General features: G+C 71.7%; 12 protein-coding genes. 2 read left to right on the top strand and 10 right to left on the bottom strand.

What is annotated here, in order from left to right; translation table 11 throughout:
* From GY24_RS11960 to pdhA, 7 genes are all read right to left on the bottom strand, one after another.
* Window positions 1–731, bottom strand: a 731-nt coding sequence (locus GY24_RS11960; RefSeq protein WP_104476052.1) for an HpcH/HpaI aldolase/citrate lyase family protein, incomplete at its 3' end; no start/stop codon positions are given.
* A complete protein-coding gene (locus GY24_RS11955) occupies window positions 728–1,249 on the bottom strand; it encodes a MaoC family dehydratase (protein WP_104476050.1) in 522 nt (173 codons plus the stop codon). The genes GY24_RS11955 and GY24_RS11960, both read right to left, overlap by 4 nt.
* Window positions 1,242–3,446 (bottom strand): acetyl/propionyl/methylcrotonyl-CoA carboxylase subunit alpha, encoded by a 2,205-nt coding sequence (locus GY24_RS11950; protein ID WP_104476047.1) that lies wholly within the window; start codon window positions 3,444–3,446, stop codon window positions 1,242–1,244. The genes GY24_RS11955 and GY24_RS11950 overlap by 8 nt, the downstream gene beginning before the upstream one ends.
* A 157-nt stretch (window positions 3,447–3,603) precedes the next feature.
* Window positions 3,604–5,274, bottom strand: coding sequence for a carboxyl transferase domain-containing protein (locus tag GY24_RS11945; protein ID WP_407662182.1), 1,671 nt, complete (start codon window positions 5,272–5,274; stop codon window positions 3,604–3,606).
* A 72-nt stretch (window positions 5,275–5,346) separates the two neighbouring features.
* Window positions 5,347–6,885 (bottom strand): dihydrolipoamide acetyltransferase family protein, encoded by a 1,539-nt coding sequence (locus GY24_RS11940; RefSeq protein WP_104476044.1) that lies wholly within the window; start codon window positions 6,883–6,885, stop codon window positions 5,347–5,349.
* Complete coding sequence (locus tag GY24_RS11935) at window positions 6,882–7,919, bottom strand: alpha-ketoacid dehydrogenase subunit beta (protein ID WP_104476042.1); 1,038 nt, start codon at window positions 7,917–7,919, stop codon at window positions 6,882–6,884. Before GY24_RS11935 ends, GY24_RS11940 begins: the two co-directional genes overlap by 4 nt.
* Complete coding sequence (pdhA, locus tag GY24_RS11930) at window positions 7,916–9,103, bottom strand: pyruvate dehydrogenase (acetyl-transferring) E1 component subunit alpha (protein WP_104476061.1); 1,188 nt, start codon at window positions 9,101–9,103, stop codon at window positions 7,916–7,918. The genes GY24_RS11935 and pdhA overlap by 4 nt, the downstream gene beginning before the upstream one ends.
* Window positions 9,104–9,363: 260 nt before the next feature.
* Between pdhA and GY24_RS11925 the strand changes: the two genes are divergently transcribed.
* A complete protein-coding gene (locus GY24_RS11925) occupies window positions 9,364–9,840 on the top strand; it encodes an Lrp/AsnC family transcriptional regulator (RefSeq protein ID WP_104476040.1) in 477 nt (158 codons plus the stop codon).
* Here GY24_RS11925 and GY24_RS11920 read toward each other — a convergent pair.
* On the bottom strand, window positions 9,837–10,745 hold the full coding sequence (locus GY24_RS11920) for an SGNH/GDSL hydrolase family protein (protein WP_104476037.1): 909 nt from the start codon (window positions 10,743–10,745) through the stop codon (window positions 9,837–9,839). The two genes, GY24_RS11925 and GY24_RS11920, sit on opposite strands and share 4 nt — an antisense overlap.
* Before the next feature lie 130 nt (window positions 10,746–10,875).
* Window positions 10,876–13,176, bottom strand: coding sequence for a polyribonucleotide nucleotidyltransferase (locus GY24_RS11915; RefSeq protein ID WP_104476035.1), 2,301 nt, complete (start codon window positions 13,174–13,176; stop codon window positions 10,876–10,878).
* A 342-nt stretch (window positions 13,177–13,518) separates the two neighbouring features.
* On the opposite strand from GY24_RS11915, the gene GY24_RS11910 reads away from it, so the two are divergent.
* Complete coding sequence (locus GY24_RS11910; RefSeq protein ID WP_083364505.1) at window positions 13,519–13,710, top strand: DUF5302 domain-containing protein; 192 nt, start codon at window positions 13,519–13,521, stop codon at window positions 13,708–13,710.
* 199 nt (window positions 13,711–13,909) lie between these two features.
* Here GY24_RS11910 and GY24_RS11905 read toward each other — a convergent pair whose 3' ends face one another.
* A complete protein-coding gene (locus GY24_RS11905) occupies window positions 13,910–14,536 on the bottom strand; it encodes an FMN reductase (RefSeq protein WP_104476032.1) in 627 nt (208 codons plus the stop codon).

Here is a 14,536-nt window from a genome sequence, read left to right as displayed (position 1 = left end):
GCCGCGCTCAGCTGCTCGGGGCTCGGCCGGTACGCAGCGCGGATCACCTCGACCTGGGTGGGGTGGATGCAGGCCGTCGCCTGGAATCCGCTGGCCGCGGCATCCCGGGCCTCTGCGGCCAGGCCCGACTCGTCGTCGATGACGAGGTGGACGGTGTCGATCGCCGCCGTGCCGTGGGCGGCCGCCGCCAGCAGCACGGCGGAGCGGGCGTGCCGCGCGACATCCCGGTAGCGCCCGTCCGGGTACCGGCTGGAGCTGCCGCCGAGCGAGGCCAGCAAATCCTCCGCTCCCCACATCAGCGCCGTGACGGAGGCCTCTGCGGCCAGTTGTGGGGCGGCCAACACCCCGGCGGCCGTCTCGCAGAGCGCGATGACCCCGATCCGTGGGCTGCCGGATGCCGCGGCGAGCGCCTCGATGGCGCGCACCGCGGCCGGTGACTCCGCCTTGGCGAGCATCAGCGTGCGGTAGCCGGCGGCGAGCGCCGCCTCGACGTCGAGGGTGTGGTCGGACGAGCCGTGCGGGTTGACGCGGACGACGGTGCGGGCGGGGTCCAGCGGGTGCGCGGCCAGCGCGGCGCGGGCGGCCGGGCGCTCCGCGGGCAGCACGGCGTCCTCCAGGTCGAGGATGACGGCATCCGCCCGCTCGGCCGCCTTCGCGAACCGGTCAGGCCGGTCGGCCGGGCAGAACAGCAGGGCCGGGCCGGTGCGGCCGAGGTCGACGCCGCCCGTCACGGCGCCTGCCCCGCCCCGGCGGCGTCGATGCACCAGACGAGGGTGGTGCGGCTGGCGGTCGCCACCACGTCGCCGCGCTGATTGCGCCCCGTGTGCTCGAGCGTGACGATGCCCTGCCCCGGGCGGGACGCGGACAGCCGCTTGGCGCTCACCAGCGTCTCGGCGTAGAGCGTGTCCCCGTGGAACAGCGGCAGCGGGAATGCGACGGCGCCGAAGCCGAGGTTCGCGACGAGGGTGCCCTGGGTGAGCTGGGCGACCGAGGCGCCGACGAGCGTCGCCAGGGTGAGCATCGAGTTGACCAGCCGTTGGCCGAACGGCTGCCCGGCGGCGAACGCGGCATCCAGGTGGAGTGCCTGCGTGTTCATGGTGAGGCTGCTGAAGAGCACGTTGTCGGCCTCGCCGATGGTGCGACCCGGCCGGTGCAGGTAGCGCGTGCCCAGCTCGAACTCCTCGTAGAACAGCCCGCGCTGCACGATTTCCCTGCCTGGCTCCCTGGCCGAGCTCTTTCCGTCACTCATTGCCGATCCCCTGTCGTTGGCCCGGTGCCTGCGCGTCGATGGAGGCGAGCAGTTGGTCGCGGCGCAGCGCATCGCCCAGGCGCACGTGCAGCCGCAGGGTGCCGGCGACGCTCGCCGTCACCTGGTGCTCCATCTTCATGGCCTCCACGGTGGCGATCGGGGCTCCGACGTCCACTGCGTCACCGGATGCCGCGTGCAGCTGCACCACGGTGCCGGGCGTCGGCGTGCGCAACTCGGGGCTCGCCGCCACGCCGCCCTCGCGCTCGGCCCGGGCGGCCAGGATCCGCGCCAGCTCGCCCTGCAGCTCCGCCTCCCGGCTGACCACGGTGAACCGGGTGGACTCCCCCTCCGCCGAGAGCAGGAGGTCCTCGCCGTCGCGGGCCCAGCTCCAGCGACGCTGCACTCCGTCGACGGCGATCCCGACGTGCACGCCGGTGGCACGGTTCAGGGTCGTGGCGGCCGGATCACAGCTCACCGCGTGCACGGCTGGGCAGGCTTCGTCCGCGCCGCGCTCCTGCACGGAGACGCTCAGGCTGCCGGGTCCCCCCACCCCTGGGAGCGAGCGGAGCTCAAAGACAGTCTCCGTCTGCTCTCCCCTGTGCGTCCCCCGGTGTCGGACGAGCCGGGTCGCGGGGCGGGTGGCCGCCGCTCCCCCGGTGCGCCAGCCCGAGCGGTCCCCCCAGGGCGAGTCGGCCGCAGCTGGTGCCTCCGCGTGCAGCAGGGCCCCGGCGACGGCGAGCATCTCGCCGAGCAGCGACGGGGCCGCCGAAGCGGCGTCGGGCGTGGCCGCAGCCTGGATCTCCAGGTGCCGGGCGATCAGCCCGGTGTCCAGCGCGCCCCCCTGCACGGCGGGGTCGGCGAGCAGTCCGCGCAGGAAGGCGAGGTTGGTGTCGACGCCGAGGATGACGGTGTGCGCCAGGGCGGCGTCGAGCCGGGCGAGCGCGCTGGCCCGGTCGGGGCCCCAGGCGATCACCTTGGCGAGCATCGGGTCGTAGTGGGAGCCGATCTCCCCGCCCGGCAGGAGCGAGCTGTCCACCCGCACCCCGGGGCCGTGCGCCTCGGCGAGCGCCAGCACCCGCCCGCTGGTGGGCAGGAAGTCGCTGTCCGGGTCCTCGGCGTAGATGCGCGCCTCCACCGCATGCCCGTCCAACCGGATCTGCTCCTGGCTCCACGGCAGCTCCTGCCCGGCGGCCACGCGCAGCTGCCACTCGACGATGTCGATGCCGGTGACGAGCTCGGTGACGGGGTGCTCCACCTGCAGCCTGGTGTTCATCTCCATGAAGTAGAACTGATCCGGCGCGGCATCCGAGATGAGGAACTCCACGGTGCCAGCCCCCACATAGCCGACGCTGCGGGCGACCGCGCAGGCCGCCTCGCCGATGCGGGCCCGGGTGGCGGCGTCCAGCAGCGGCGACGGCGCCTCCTCGACCACCTTCTGCTGCCGGCGCTGCAGCGAGCACTCCCGCTCGCCGAGGTGCACGGTGTGGCCGGCCCCGTCGGCCAGCAGCTGCACCTCGATGTGCCGGGGGCGCTGGATGAACTTCTCCAGGAACAGGGTGTCGTCGCCGAACGCGGCGCGGGCGGTGCGCCGGGCGGAGGCCAGCGCGGCGGGCAGCGCCTCGGGGCTGTCGACGAGCTGCATGCCCTTGCCGCCGCCGCCCGCCGATGGCTTGATCAGCACCGGGTAGCCGAGCAGCTCCGCGGATGCCGCCAGCGCGGCGTCATCCGTGGAGTCGACGCCGCCCTCGCTGCCGTGGGCCTCGCTGCCGGGTGTCACCGGCACCCCGTGCCCGGCCACGTGTCGTTTGGAGCGGATCTTGTCGCCCATCACGCGGAGCGCCTGCTCCCCCGGGCCGACGAAGACGACGCCGGCCTCGGCACAGGCGGCGGCCAGCAGCGGGCTCTCGGAGAGGAAGCCGTAGCCGGGGTGCACGGCATCCGCGCCGCTCGCGCGCACGGCCGCTATCACCGCGTCGACGTTGAGGTAACTCTCGGCCGCGGGGGCCGGCCCGATGCGGAGCGCGAGGTCGGCCAGGGCGACATGCTTGGCGCCGCGGTCGGCGTCGCTGTACACGGCGACCGCCTCGATGCCCAGCCGCCGCAGCGTGCCGATCACCCGGCAGGCGATCTCGCCGCGGTTGGCGACGAGCACCCGGCGGAACGGGGGCAGGGCCGACGTGGCATGCCCGATGTTCATCTCTACACTCATCCTCGCCTCACATCCGGAAGCGGGATCTGCCCTGCCCGGGTCGTTTTTCGTGTGGTCGGGAGCATCGTCATCCGCCTCACATCCGGAAGCGGGATCTGCCCTGCCCGGGTCGTTTCTCCTGTGGTCGGGAGCATCGTCATCCGCCTCACATCCGGAAGAGGCCGAAAGCCGGCTCGGGCAGCGGGGTTCTGCTGCACACGTCGAGGGCCATGCCGAGCACCCGGCGGGTGTCGGCGGGGTCGATGATGCCGTCGTCCCAGAGCCGGGCGGTGGAGTAGTACGGGCTGCCCTGACTTTCGTAGCGCTCCCGGATCGGCGCGCGGAACGCCGCCTCCTCCTCGGCCGGCCACTCCTCGTCGCGGGCCTCGTACTGTTCCCGCTTGACGGTGGCGAGCACAGCGGACGCCTGCTCCCCGCCCATCACCGAGATGCGGGCGCCCGGCCACATCCAGAGGAAGCGCGGCGAGTAGGCCCGCCCGCACATGGAGTAGTTGCCCGCGCCGAAGGAGCCGCCGATGACGACGGTGAGCTTGGGCACCCGGGTGGTGGCCACCGCGGTCACCATCTTCGCCCCGTGTTTGGCGATGCCGCCGGCCTCCGCGTCGCGGCCGACCATGAAGCCGGAGATGTTCTGCAGGAACAACAGCGGGATGCCGCGCTGGTCGCAGAGCTCGATGAAGTGGGCGCCCTTCTCGGCCGACTCGCTGAACAGCACGCCGTTGTTGGCGATGACGCCGACCGGGTGGCCGTGGATGTGCGCGAAGCCGGTGACCAGCGTGGCGCCGTACTCGCGCTTGAACTCGTGCAGTGCGCTGCCGTCGACGAGCCGGGCGATCACCTCGCGCACGTCATAGTCGGCCTGCACGTCGACGGGCACCACCCCGTACAGCTCGGACTCGTCCGCCAGCGGTGGGAGGCCGGCGGCGAGCGCCCAGGCCGGCTCGGCCGGCGGGGGCAGCGTCGCCACGATCTCCCGCACGATCTCCAGGGCGTGGGCGTCGTTCTCGGCCAGGTGGTCGGTGACCCCGGAGACGCGGGAGTGGAGCTCGCCGCCGCCGAGCTCCTCGGCGGTGACGACCTCGCCGATCGCGGCCCGAACGAGCGGCGGCCCGCCGAGGAAGATGGTGCCCTGGCCGCGCACGATCACGGTCTCGTCGCTCATCGCCGGGACGTAGGCGCCGCCGGCGGTGCAGGAGCCGAGCACGGCGGCGATCTGCGCGACGCGGGCGGCCGACATCCTGGCCTGGTTGTAGAAGATGCGTCCGAAGTGCTCGCGATCGGGGAATACCTCGTCCTGCATCGGCAGGTAGGCGCCGCCGGAGTCGACGAGCGCGATGCAGGGCAGCCGGTTCTCGAGCGCGATCTCCTGGGCCCGGAGGTGCTTCTTGACGGTGAGCGGGAAGTAGCTCCCGCCCTTGACGGTGGGGTCGTTGCAGATCACCATGACCGGGCGGCCGTGCACGAGCCCGATGCCGGCGATGACGCCGGCGGCCGGCGCCTCCCCGCCGTACAGCTCGTGGGCGGCGAGCGGGGCGACCTCCAAGAACGGGCTGCCCGGGTCGAGCAGCCGGTCGATGCGCTCGCGCGGCAGCAGTTTCCCGCGCGCCGTGTGCCGCTGCCGGGAACCCTCCGGCCCGCCCCGGCCGGCGTGGGCGAGCGCCGCGTTGAGCGCGGCGACGAGGGCGCGCTGCGCCGTGTCGTTCGCCAGGAACTGCGGCCCCTGCGGGTCGATGCGGCTGTGCAGCACCGAGATCCCGGCGCCGGTGTCCGCGGGGATGCGCGCGGCGGCGGCATCCGGATCGTGCAGACCGCTCATCGCGCCCTCCCCCTCGACAGGCGGCGGGGCGTTGCCTCGCCGGAACGTGATCCAACCATAGTCAGTGCGGGTTCACAGCATGCCGAGAACACGGCCGGGATTGTTCAGGATCGCCCCGACGTCGCGCAGGAACTGGGCGCCCTGCTCGCCGTCGACGACGCGGTGGTCGAAGCTGAGGCTGAGGGTGACCACGTCGCGGAGGGCGATCTGCCCCTGCCACTCCCTGGGCTCCCGGCGCAGCGCGCCGAGGGCCAGGATGCCGGTCTGTCCCGGGGGGAGGATGGGGGTGCCCGCATCGATGCCGAAGACGCCGATGTTGCTGATGCTGAAGGTGCCGCCACGGAGGGCAGCCGGCGTCGTCGTGCCCGCCCGGGCCGCCGCGCCCGCCTCGGCGATGGCCTCGGCGAGCCCGTCCAGGCCGAGCGCCTGCGCGTCGGCGATGACCGGCACGATCAGGCCGCGCGCCGTGGCGGCGGCGATGCCGAGGTGCACGGCGCGGTAGAGCACGATCTCTTGGGCCTCCTCGTCCCAGTGGGCGTTGAGCTCCGGGGTGCGGCGCAGGGCGATGCAGACGGCCTGCGCGACGAGGGCGAGGATGCCGGGGCGGGCGGCGCCCGGCGGGAGGCCCCTGCCCCACCCCGCCTTCAGCTCCTCGAGTAGCTCCAGGCTGCGGGAGACGTCGACGGTGAGGAAGCAGCTCACGTGCGGCGCGGTGAACGCGCTCTGCACCATGGCCGCCGCGGTGTGCTTACGCACGCCGTGGATCGGGATGCGGGTCTCCGCCTGCTGGGGCGCTCCGGCTCCGGCCGGGCCCGACCCGGTGCCCCGGTCTGCGGGTGCGCCTGCCGGCGTGGCCGCGGATGCCGCCCCGCCGGACGCCGCAGGTCCGGCCGCGCCCGGGCCGGATTGGCCCTCGAAACGCCCGGCGAAGGCCGCCTCGACGTCGGCGCGGGTGATGGCGCCGCCCTCGCCGCTGCCCGGCAGCTGCTCCAGGTCGATGCCGAGCTCGTGCGCGAGCTTGCGCACGGGCGGGGTGGAGCGCGCCCGCTCCGCGTCGCTGCTGCGGAACACGCCGTCGGCGCTGACGATGGGGATCGCCTCCGTCTCCAGACGGCGTCTGGCCCGGCGCACCGGTCCGCCGCCCGGCTCGCTCGGCGCCCCGTAGCCGACGAGGTTCTCCGGCTGCGGGTCGCCGATGGCGTCGGCGGTGGCGTCCGCGCTGGCGTCGGCTGGCGCCGCGCCGTTTCGCACGGCCTCGCCGGTCCCGCTCACGGCGATGGGCATCGTGGGCTCGCCGTCCGCGGCATCCGCCCGGCCGTCATCCGACCCGCCGTCCTTCGCTGCGCCGCCCCTCACCCCGCCGACAGCCGCCACCTCGACGTCGAGCAGCGGCTGGCCGACGTTGACGGTGACGCCCGCTTCGGCGTAGATGCGGGAGATGATGCCGGCGTAGGGTGCCGGCAGCTCGACGATGGCCTTGGCCGTCTCCACCTCGGCGATGATCTGGTTGAGGGTGACGGTGTCGCCGACGGCGATGCGCCAGCTCACCACCTCGGACTCGGTGAGCCCCTCGCCGAGGTCGGGCAGCAGGAAGGTGCGGATCTCGCTCACTGGGCCACCTCCGCGCCCCGCGCCGGAACGGTGGGGGCGGCGGCGGCGCCGAGCCGGCCGAGCGCCCGGTCGACCCCGTCGAGGATTCGGTCCAGGTCAGGCAGGTAGTGCCGCTCCAGTTTGGCCGGCGGGTACGGCACGCCGAAACCCGTCACGCGCACCGGGGCGTGCTCGAGGTAGTCGAAGCAGCGCTCGGTCAGGCTGGCCACGATCTCGGCACCCAGGCCGCCGAATCCCGGCGCCTCGTGGGTGACGACGAGGCGACCCGTCTTCTGCACGGAGGCCGCCAGCGTGTCCAGGTCCAAGGGGGCGAGGCTCCGCAGGTCGATGACCTCGATGGAGATGCCCTCGGCGCGGGCCGCCGTTGCGGCATCCGTCGCCGTCGCCACCAACGGCCCGTAGGCGAGCAGGGTGACGTCGCTGCCGGCCACGACCACGTGCGCCCCGCCCATCGGCGCGGCGTCGGCGAGCGGCCGCTCCACGTCGACCTCGCCCTTGACGTGGTAGCGCCGCTTCGGCTCGAAGAACAGCACCGGGTCGGGGCAGGCGATGGCCTGCTGGATCATGGTGAAGGCGTCCTGCGGGGTGGACGGGCTGATGACGCGGAGTCCCGGCGTGTGCGCGAAGTACGCCTCCGGCGACTCGGAGTGGTGCTCGGCGGAGCCGATGCCGCCGCCGAACGGCACCCGGATGGTGATCGGCAGGGTGACCGCGCCCCGGGTGCGGGCGTGGGTGCGGGAGACCTGGCTGACGATCTGGTCGAAGGCCGGGTAGATGAAGCCGTCGAACTGGATCTCGACGACGGGCCGGTACCCGCGGTAGCCGAGGCCGACGGCGGTGCCGAGGATGCCGGACTCGGCGAGCGGGGTGTCGACGACGCGGCGCGGCCCGAACTCGGCCTGCAGGCCGTCGGTCACTCGGTACACGCCGCCGAGGGCGCCGATGTCCTCGCCCATCAGCAGGGTCTTTGGGTCGGCGGCGAGGGCGGCGCGCAGCCCGGCGTTGATGGCGCCGGCCAGGGTCATCACGGTCATCGCGCGCCTCCCGTCTGGCCGGCCTGCTGCGGCTGCCCCGGCGCTGCGGGATCCTCGAACTGCGACAGGTAGCGGAGGTAGTCCGACCGCTCACGGGCGAGCCCGGTGTGCGGCTCGGCGTAGACGTGGTCGAAGAGCTCCATCGGGTCCGGGTCGGGGATGGCGATGGTCTCGGCGCGCACCTCGGCTGCGGCGGCATCCGTGGCCTCCGCCACCTGCTGCTCGAACTGTGCGGTGAACGCGCCCTGATTGCGCAGGAACGCCTCCACTCTGGCCAGCGGGTCACGGCCGGCCCAGAGCTCCAGCTCGGCCGGGTCGCGGTATTTGCGGGGGTCGTCGGCCGTCGTGTGCGGGCCCATCCGGTAGGTGACGGCCTCGATGAAGCTGGGACCGCCGCCGGTGCGCGCCCGGTCCAGGGCGATGCGGGTGGCGGCCAGCACGGCGAGAACGTCGTTTCCGTCGACGCGCATGCTGGGGATGCCGAACCCGGGCGCCCGGTCGGCGATCGGCCGGTTCGCCTGCAGCCCGACCGGCTCGGAGATCGCCCAGTGGTTGTTCTGGCAGAAGAACACGACGGGGGTCTGGAAGCTGGCGGCGAACACCATTGCCTCGTTCACATCGCCCTGGCTGGTGGCCCCGTCGCCGAAGTAGGCCACGGCCGCGGCGTCGGCGCCGTCGTTCTGGATGCCGAGCGCGTAGCCCGTCGCGTGCAGCGTCTGCGCACCGATGATGACCTGCAGCGGGGCCATGTGCGCCTCGTAGGGGTCCCAGCCGGAGGCGGTGACGCCCCGCCACACCCGGTTGAGCTGGGACGGCCGCACCCCGCGCGCCCACACCACGCCCATCTCGCGGTAGCTGGAGAAGACGAAGTCGTCGCTGCGCAGCGCCCGGGCCGAGCCGATCTGGGCGGCCTCCTGGCCGAGGAGCGGCGGCCAGAGGGCGATCTGGCCCTGACGCTGCAGGGCGGTGCCCTCCGCGTCCAGCCGGCGGATGATCGCCATGTCCTGGTACAGCGCGCCGATGGCCGCGGCGTCCAGCTCGGCGACCCACGGGTCCAGCTCGGCGTTCGGCAGCCGCTCGCCGCTCGGGGCGAGCATCCGGGCCAGGCTCGCCTGCTCGGTGGCATCCGTCTGTGTTGAGGATTCGCGGCCAGCAAAGTGGGCCGGTGTTTGAGTCTGCAGCATGACGCGCACTCCGTTCGGTCACGGTCTGGAACGCACGGGCTTGTGGCCGGTGCGAGCCTCCCCGGCCACACTGCCGGAGATACCGCGACCCTACGCGTGGGGCACAGCAAGCACAATCGATCGGATTTTGACCGTGCAGTGTGCACTAGAAAGCACGCAAACAGTTCACAAATGCGCACGGCGCCGCGTTCCGCCGACTCTTCTGCATCGTCCCGCGCTGCGCCCTATTGTTCGCACCGGGCTCCTGCTACTGTCTGGCCATGAACACCGTCGACGGCACAGACAAGCAGCTCCTCCAGGCGCTCAGCGCCGAACCGCGCAGCACCTTCGTCGCGCTCGCCGATCGGCTGGGCGTCTCGCGCAACACGGTGCAGGCGCGGATGAACCGGCTGGAGCATTCCCGCGTCTTCCTGCCGTTCGAGCGCTGCATCAACCCGGCCGCCCTCGGCTACCCGCTGACCGCGTTCATCGAGGTGAACCTGCAGCAGCGCCAGATCGGCGCGATCATCGCCCAACTGGCCCGGATCCCGCAGGTCTTGGAGGCCCACGGCATGAGCGGGCAGGCCGACCTGCTGGTGCGGGTGGTCTGCTCCGACGCCGAGGACCTGTTCCACATCGACGCGACGATCCTGGCGATCGACGGCGTCGAGCGCACCGCCACCTCGCTCTCGATGAGCGAGCTGATCCCGTACCGGGTGCTGCCGCTCATCGAGGGCGACGGCGGGGCGACGCTCTAACGGCGCAGCACCCCGTCGCTGACGAGGGCCCGCGTGTAGCCGAGCAGGTTGCCGAGCGCGTTCGGGTGGAAGTTCGCCGCGGCCGTGACGTCGGCCGGGTTGAACCCGATGTAGGGCAGCTTGTCGCCGATGGCATGCCCGGCGAACTCGTCCGTCACGTTCACGAGTGTGACCTTCGGGTTGCCCGTGGCCGCGACGGCGCCGGCGATCACGGCGTTGAGTGCATCGGTGCCGGCGTTGACCAGCTCGCCGAGCGGGGCGGCGCCGGGCTTGAACAGGCGCGGGTAGTTGAGCACGACGATGCGCGCGTCGGGCAGGGTCGCGGCGAGCTGGTTGTACAGGCCGACGAGTTGCGGGCCGAGCGCGGCGATCGCGGCGGTGCTCGCCGCGATGGCGGCCCGGCACTGATCGGTGTCCGGCCCGGCGGCGCAGGCCGCCAGCACCCCGTTCGAACCGGCGTCGATCCCGCCGACCGTGAGCGTGACCAGCGCCGTCGCCGGGTCGGCTCCCGCGAGCTGGGCGGGAACGTCGGCGATGCGTGCGCCGGAACAGGCGTTGTTGGCGGTCAGCTTGTAGGCGCCGAGACTGGCTGCGGCAGCGATGCGCGGGTAGCCCGCCCATTTGCTCTGCTTACAGGTCTCGGAGGAATAGGGCGGCGCACCCTGGCCTGCCGTGAACGAGTCGCCGATTGCCAGGTAGGCCTGGGGCGTGCGGGGCGACCACCGATCGAGGCCACTGCCGGCGCCTACGCTGCTGCCTGGCTGGGCGAGACTCGTTGCGGACACGCCAGAGTGCGGGGCGGCGACGGCGGCGGATGCGACGCCGGCCACCGCCCCACCGAGGATCAAGGCCACGATGCTTGCGCCCGAGAGCGCTCGCACCTTCAACTGAGTTGTGTTCAACATGCGCCGGATGCTACGCCGGGCGAACGCGCTCCACGTCGGTGCTGCCACTGGCTTTGCGGGCCGGTGTGAAACGACGGATGCCCGCCTCCACTGGGGAGACGGGCATCCGTGTGCGACAGGGTGCGACTGCTTATTCGGCAGAGCCCTCTGCGGGGGCCTCGGAGTGCGCGGCCTCGTGGCCACGGCCTTCGCTGTCAGCGGCCTCGTCGACGACGACAGGCTCGAGCGAGAGCTTGCCGCGGTCGTCGATCTTGGTGATCGCGACGAGGATCTTCTGGCCGACGCCGAGCACGTCTTCGACGTTCTCAACGCGCTTGCCACCGGCGAGCTTGCGCACCTCGGAGATGTGCAGCAGGCCGTCCTTGCCCGGGAGCAGCGAGACGAACGCACCGAAGGTGGCGATCTTCACGACGGTTCCGAGGAACTGCTCGCCAACCTCGGGGTTGGTCGGGTTCGCGATGGCGTTGACCTGGGCACGGGCGGCCTCGGCCGAGGGGCCGTCGACGGCGCCGATGTACACGGTGCCGTCTTCCTCGATCGAGATGTCGGCGCCGGTCTCGTCCTGGATGGCGTTGATCGTCTTGCCCTTCGGGCCGATCAGCTCGCCGATCTTGTCGACGGGGATCTGCACGCTGATCACGCGGGGCGCGGTCGGTGCCATCTCGTCGGGGGCGTCGATCGCGGCGTTCAGAACGCTGAGGATCGTGTCGCGGGCATCCTTCGCCTGCGTCAGCGCGGCCTTCAGCACGGAGGCGGGGATGCCGTCGAGCTTGGTGTCGAGCTGGATCGCGGTGACGAACTCGCTGGTGCCGGCAACCTTGAAGTCCATGTCGCCGAGTGCGTCTTCCGCACCGAGGATGTCGGTCAGGGCCGCGTAGCGGGTCTGGCCGTCGACGGTGTCGGAGATGAGGCCCATGGCGATACCGGCGACGGGGGCCTTGAGGGGCACACCGGCGTTCAGCAGCGACAGGGTCGAGGCGCAGACGGAGCCCATCGAGGTCGAGCCGTTGGAGCTGAGAGCCTCAGACACCTGGCGGATCGCGTAGGGGAACTCCTCGCGGGTCGGCAGAACCGGGACGAGGGCGCGCTCGGCGAGTGCGCCGTGCCCGATCTCGCGACGCTTCGGCGAACCAACACGGCCGGTCTCACCGGTCGAGTAGGGCGGGAAGTTGTAGTTGTGCATGTAGCGCTTCTTGGTGACCGGGCTCAGCGAGTCGATCGACTGCTCGAGCTTCAGCATGTTCAGCGTGGTGACACCCAGGATCTGGGTCTCGCCGCGCTGGAAGATGGCGCTGCCGTGGACGCGAGGGATGACAGCAACCTCGGCGTCGAGCGGGCGGATGTCGGCCAGGCCGCGTCCGTCGATGCGGACACCCTCGTTAAGCACACGGGTGCGCACAACGTTCTTGGTGACCGACTTGTAGGCGGCGCCCACCTGGTTGTTGGCGGAAGCGTCGAGCTCGCCGGCCTCAACCTTGGCGGCGATGGCCTCCTTGACGCGGCCCTTGAGCTCGTCGTCGGCATCCTGACGCGCGACCTTGTCGGCGATCTGGTAGACGGCCTTGAGCTCCTCGTGGGCGAGGGCCGAGACGGCCTCGTACACGGCGTCGGCGTAGGGCGGGAACAGCTTGAAGTCGGCGGTCGGCTTGGAGGCACGGGCCGCGACAGAGGCCTGGGCCTCGACGAGCTGCTTGATGAACGGCTTGGATGCCTCGATGCCCTCGGCGATGACCTGCTCGTTCGGCTTGATGGCGCCGCCCTGGATCAGGTCCCAGGCGTTGTCGGTGGCCTCGGCCTCGATCATCATGATCGCGACGTCGTCGTTGCCAGCGGCATCCGTGACAACGCGGCCGGCGACGACCATGCTGAACACGGCGTCGGCGAGCTGCGAGTGCTTCGGGAAGGCGACCCACTGGCCGGAGCCAGCGCCGTCGGGGATGAGGGCGACGCGCACGCCACCGATCGGGCCGGAGAACGGCAGACCGGCGATCTGGGTCGACATCGAGGCCGCGTTGATCGCGAGCACGTCGTAGAGCTCGTCCGGCTCGATGGCCAGAACGGTCACGACGACCTGGATCTCGTTGCGGAGGCCGTCGACGAACGACGGGCGCAGCGGCCGGTCGATCAGACGGCAGGTGAGGATCGCCTCGGTGGAGGGGCGGCCCTCGCGACGGAAGAAGGAGCCCGGGATGCGGCCCGCGGCGTACATGCGCTCTTCGACGTCGATGGTGAGGGGGAAGAAGTCGAAGTTGTCCTTCGGCTGCTTGCTGACGGAGGTCGCCGAGAGAAGCATGGTCTCTTCGTCGATGTAAGCGGCTGCAGAGCCCTGAGCCTGCTGAGCGAGACGGCCGGTCTCGAAGCGGATGGTGCGCGTTCCGAACTTGCCGTTGTCAATAACGGTTTCGGCGAACGTGATTTCTGGACCTTCCAAGAGGTCTATCTCCTTTGTTTAGCCTCGCTCGCCCGTGTGGCGCGCGAGTAGAACATCGGAGCAGGGGAACAGACAGATTTCAGCGCATCGCGATTCTCGTGAAGAAATGCGGCGTGCTTGCACTGGCCACCAGTAGAAATACGCCGTGCGCTGCGTACAGGGTGTCGCGCTCGGAATACCACCACAGGGGACCAGCATCCTGCCAGCCTGCTCCGTTGGTGCTCTATTCAGTTGTCATGCCCTGCGCCCTGGGGCACAAGACATCCGCGCTCACTCTAGCAGAGCGGCCTGTCCAGGCCCCGGATGCCGCGGATCTTGCGCGCTCCGTGGCAGAATGTTCGCATGAGTTCCGAAGAAGAGAACGCCCTCAGCGCAGCTGAAGAGACCAAGCGCAAGTTCCGCGAGGCACTGGAGCGCAAGCAGAACGCCGCCAGCCGAGGCAAGGGCGAGTCCCACCTCGACGGCAAGGGAGCGGCGAACCGCTCCCAGGGTTCCGCAGCGCACCAGCGCGAGTTCCGCCGCAAGAGCGGCTAGGCCGCGCCCGACGCACAACGACGATGCCCCCGCACTCCACTGGAGTGCGGGGGCATCTGTGTGTTGGCGCCGCACCTGCCCGGCGCCTGGTCGGCCGCCGGCGCGCCGGCATCCGCCCAGCGCCAGGTGGTGGGCCTCCGCGCCACATCATGTGGCGCGGAGGGCGACGAAGTGGCGCAGGGCGGATGTCGGCCCGCCGCTAGCTGGGCTGGAAGCCGCCGACGCCGCTCATCACGGAGTCGAAGCCGAACGGGTCGCGCACCTGACTGCTGCGGTCAGAGTCCTTCACCAGCGCGGCCAGCTCGCCGGCCGCCCGCTGGATGCGGTTCGGCAGCGTCTTGACCGAGTCGGCGCTCTCGCCCCAGTCCCCCGTCGCCGCGAACACGCCGGTCGGTGCGACCACCGCGTGCAGGTAGGTGAACATCGGGCGCACCGCGTAGTCGAGCGCGAGCGAGTGCCGCGGCGTGCCCGCCGTGGCCCCGATCACGACGGGCATGTCGGTGAGCGACTGGTTGTCGATCACGTCGAAGAACGACTTGAACAGCCCGCTGTAGCTGGTGGTGAAGATCGGGGTGACGGCGATCAGGCCGTCGGCCCCGGTCACCGCCTCGATCACGGACTCGAGCTTCGGGCTCGGGAACCCGGTCAGCATGTTATTCATGATGTCGCCCGCCACATCGCGCAGCTCGACGGTGGTGACCTCGACCTCGAAGCCCTGCTCGCGCAGGCGCGACTCGGTCGCCGCGGCCAGGTGGTCGGCGAGCATCCGGGTGGAGGACGGCTGGCTCAGGCCGGCCGAGATGACGGCCAGTTTGCGCACTGTCAT

It is taken from the genome of Microterricola pindariensis (assembly GCF_002936985.1).
Classification (GTDB): Bacteria; Actinomycetota; Actinomycetes; order Actinomycetales; family Microbacteriaceae; genus Microterricola; species Microterricola pindariensis.
The sequence above is the reverse complement of the archived record's forward strand: the minus strand, read 5'-3'. Positions and strand labels throughout refer to the sequence as shown.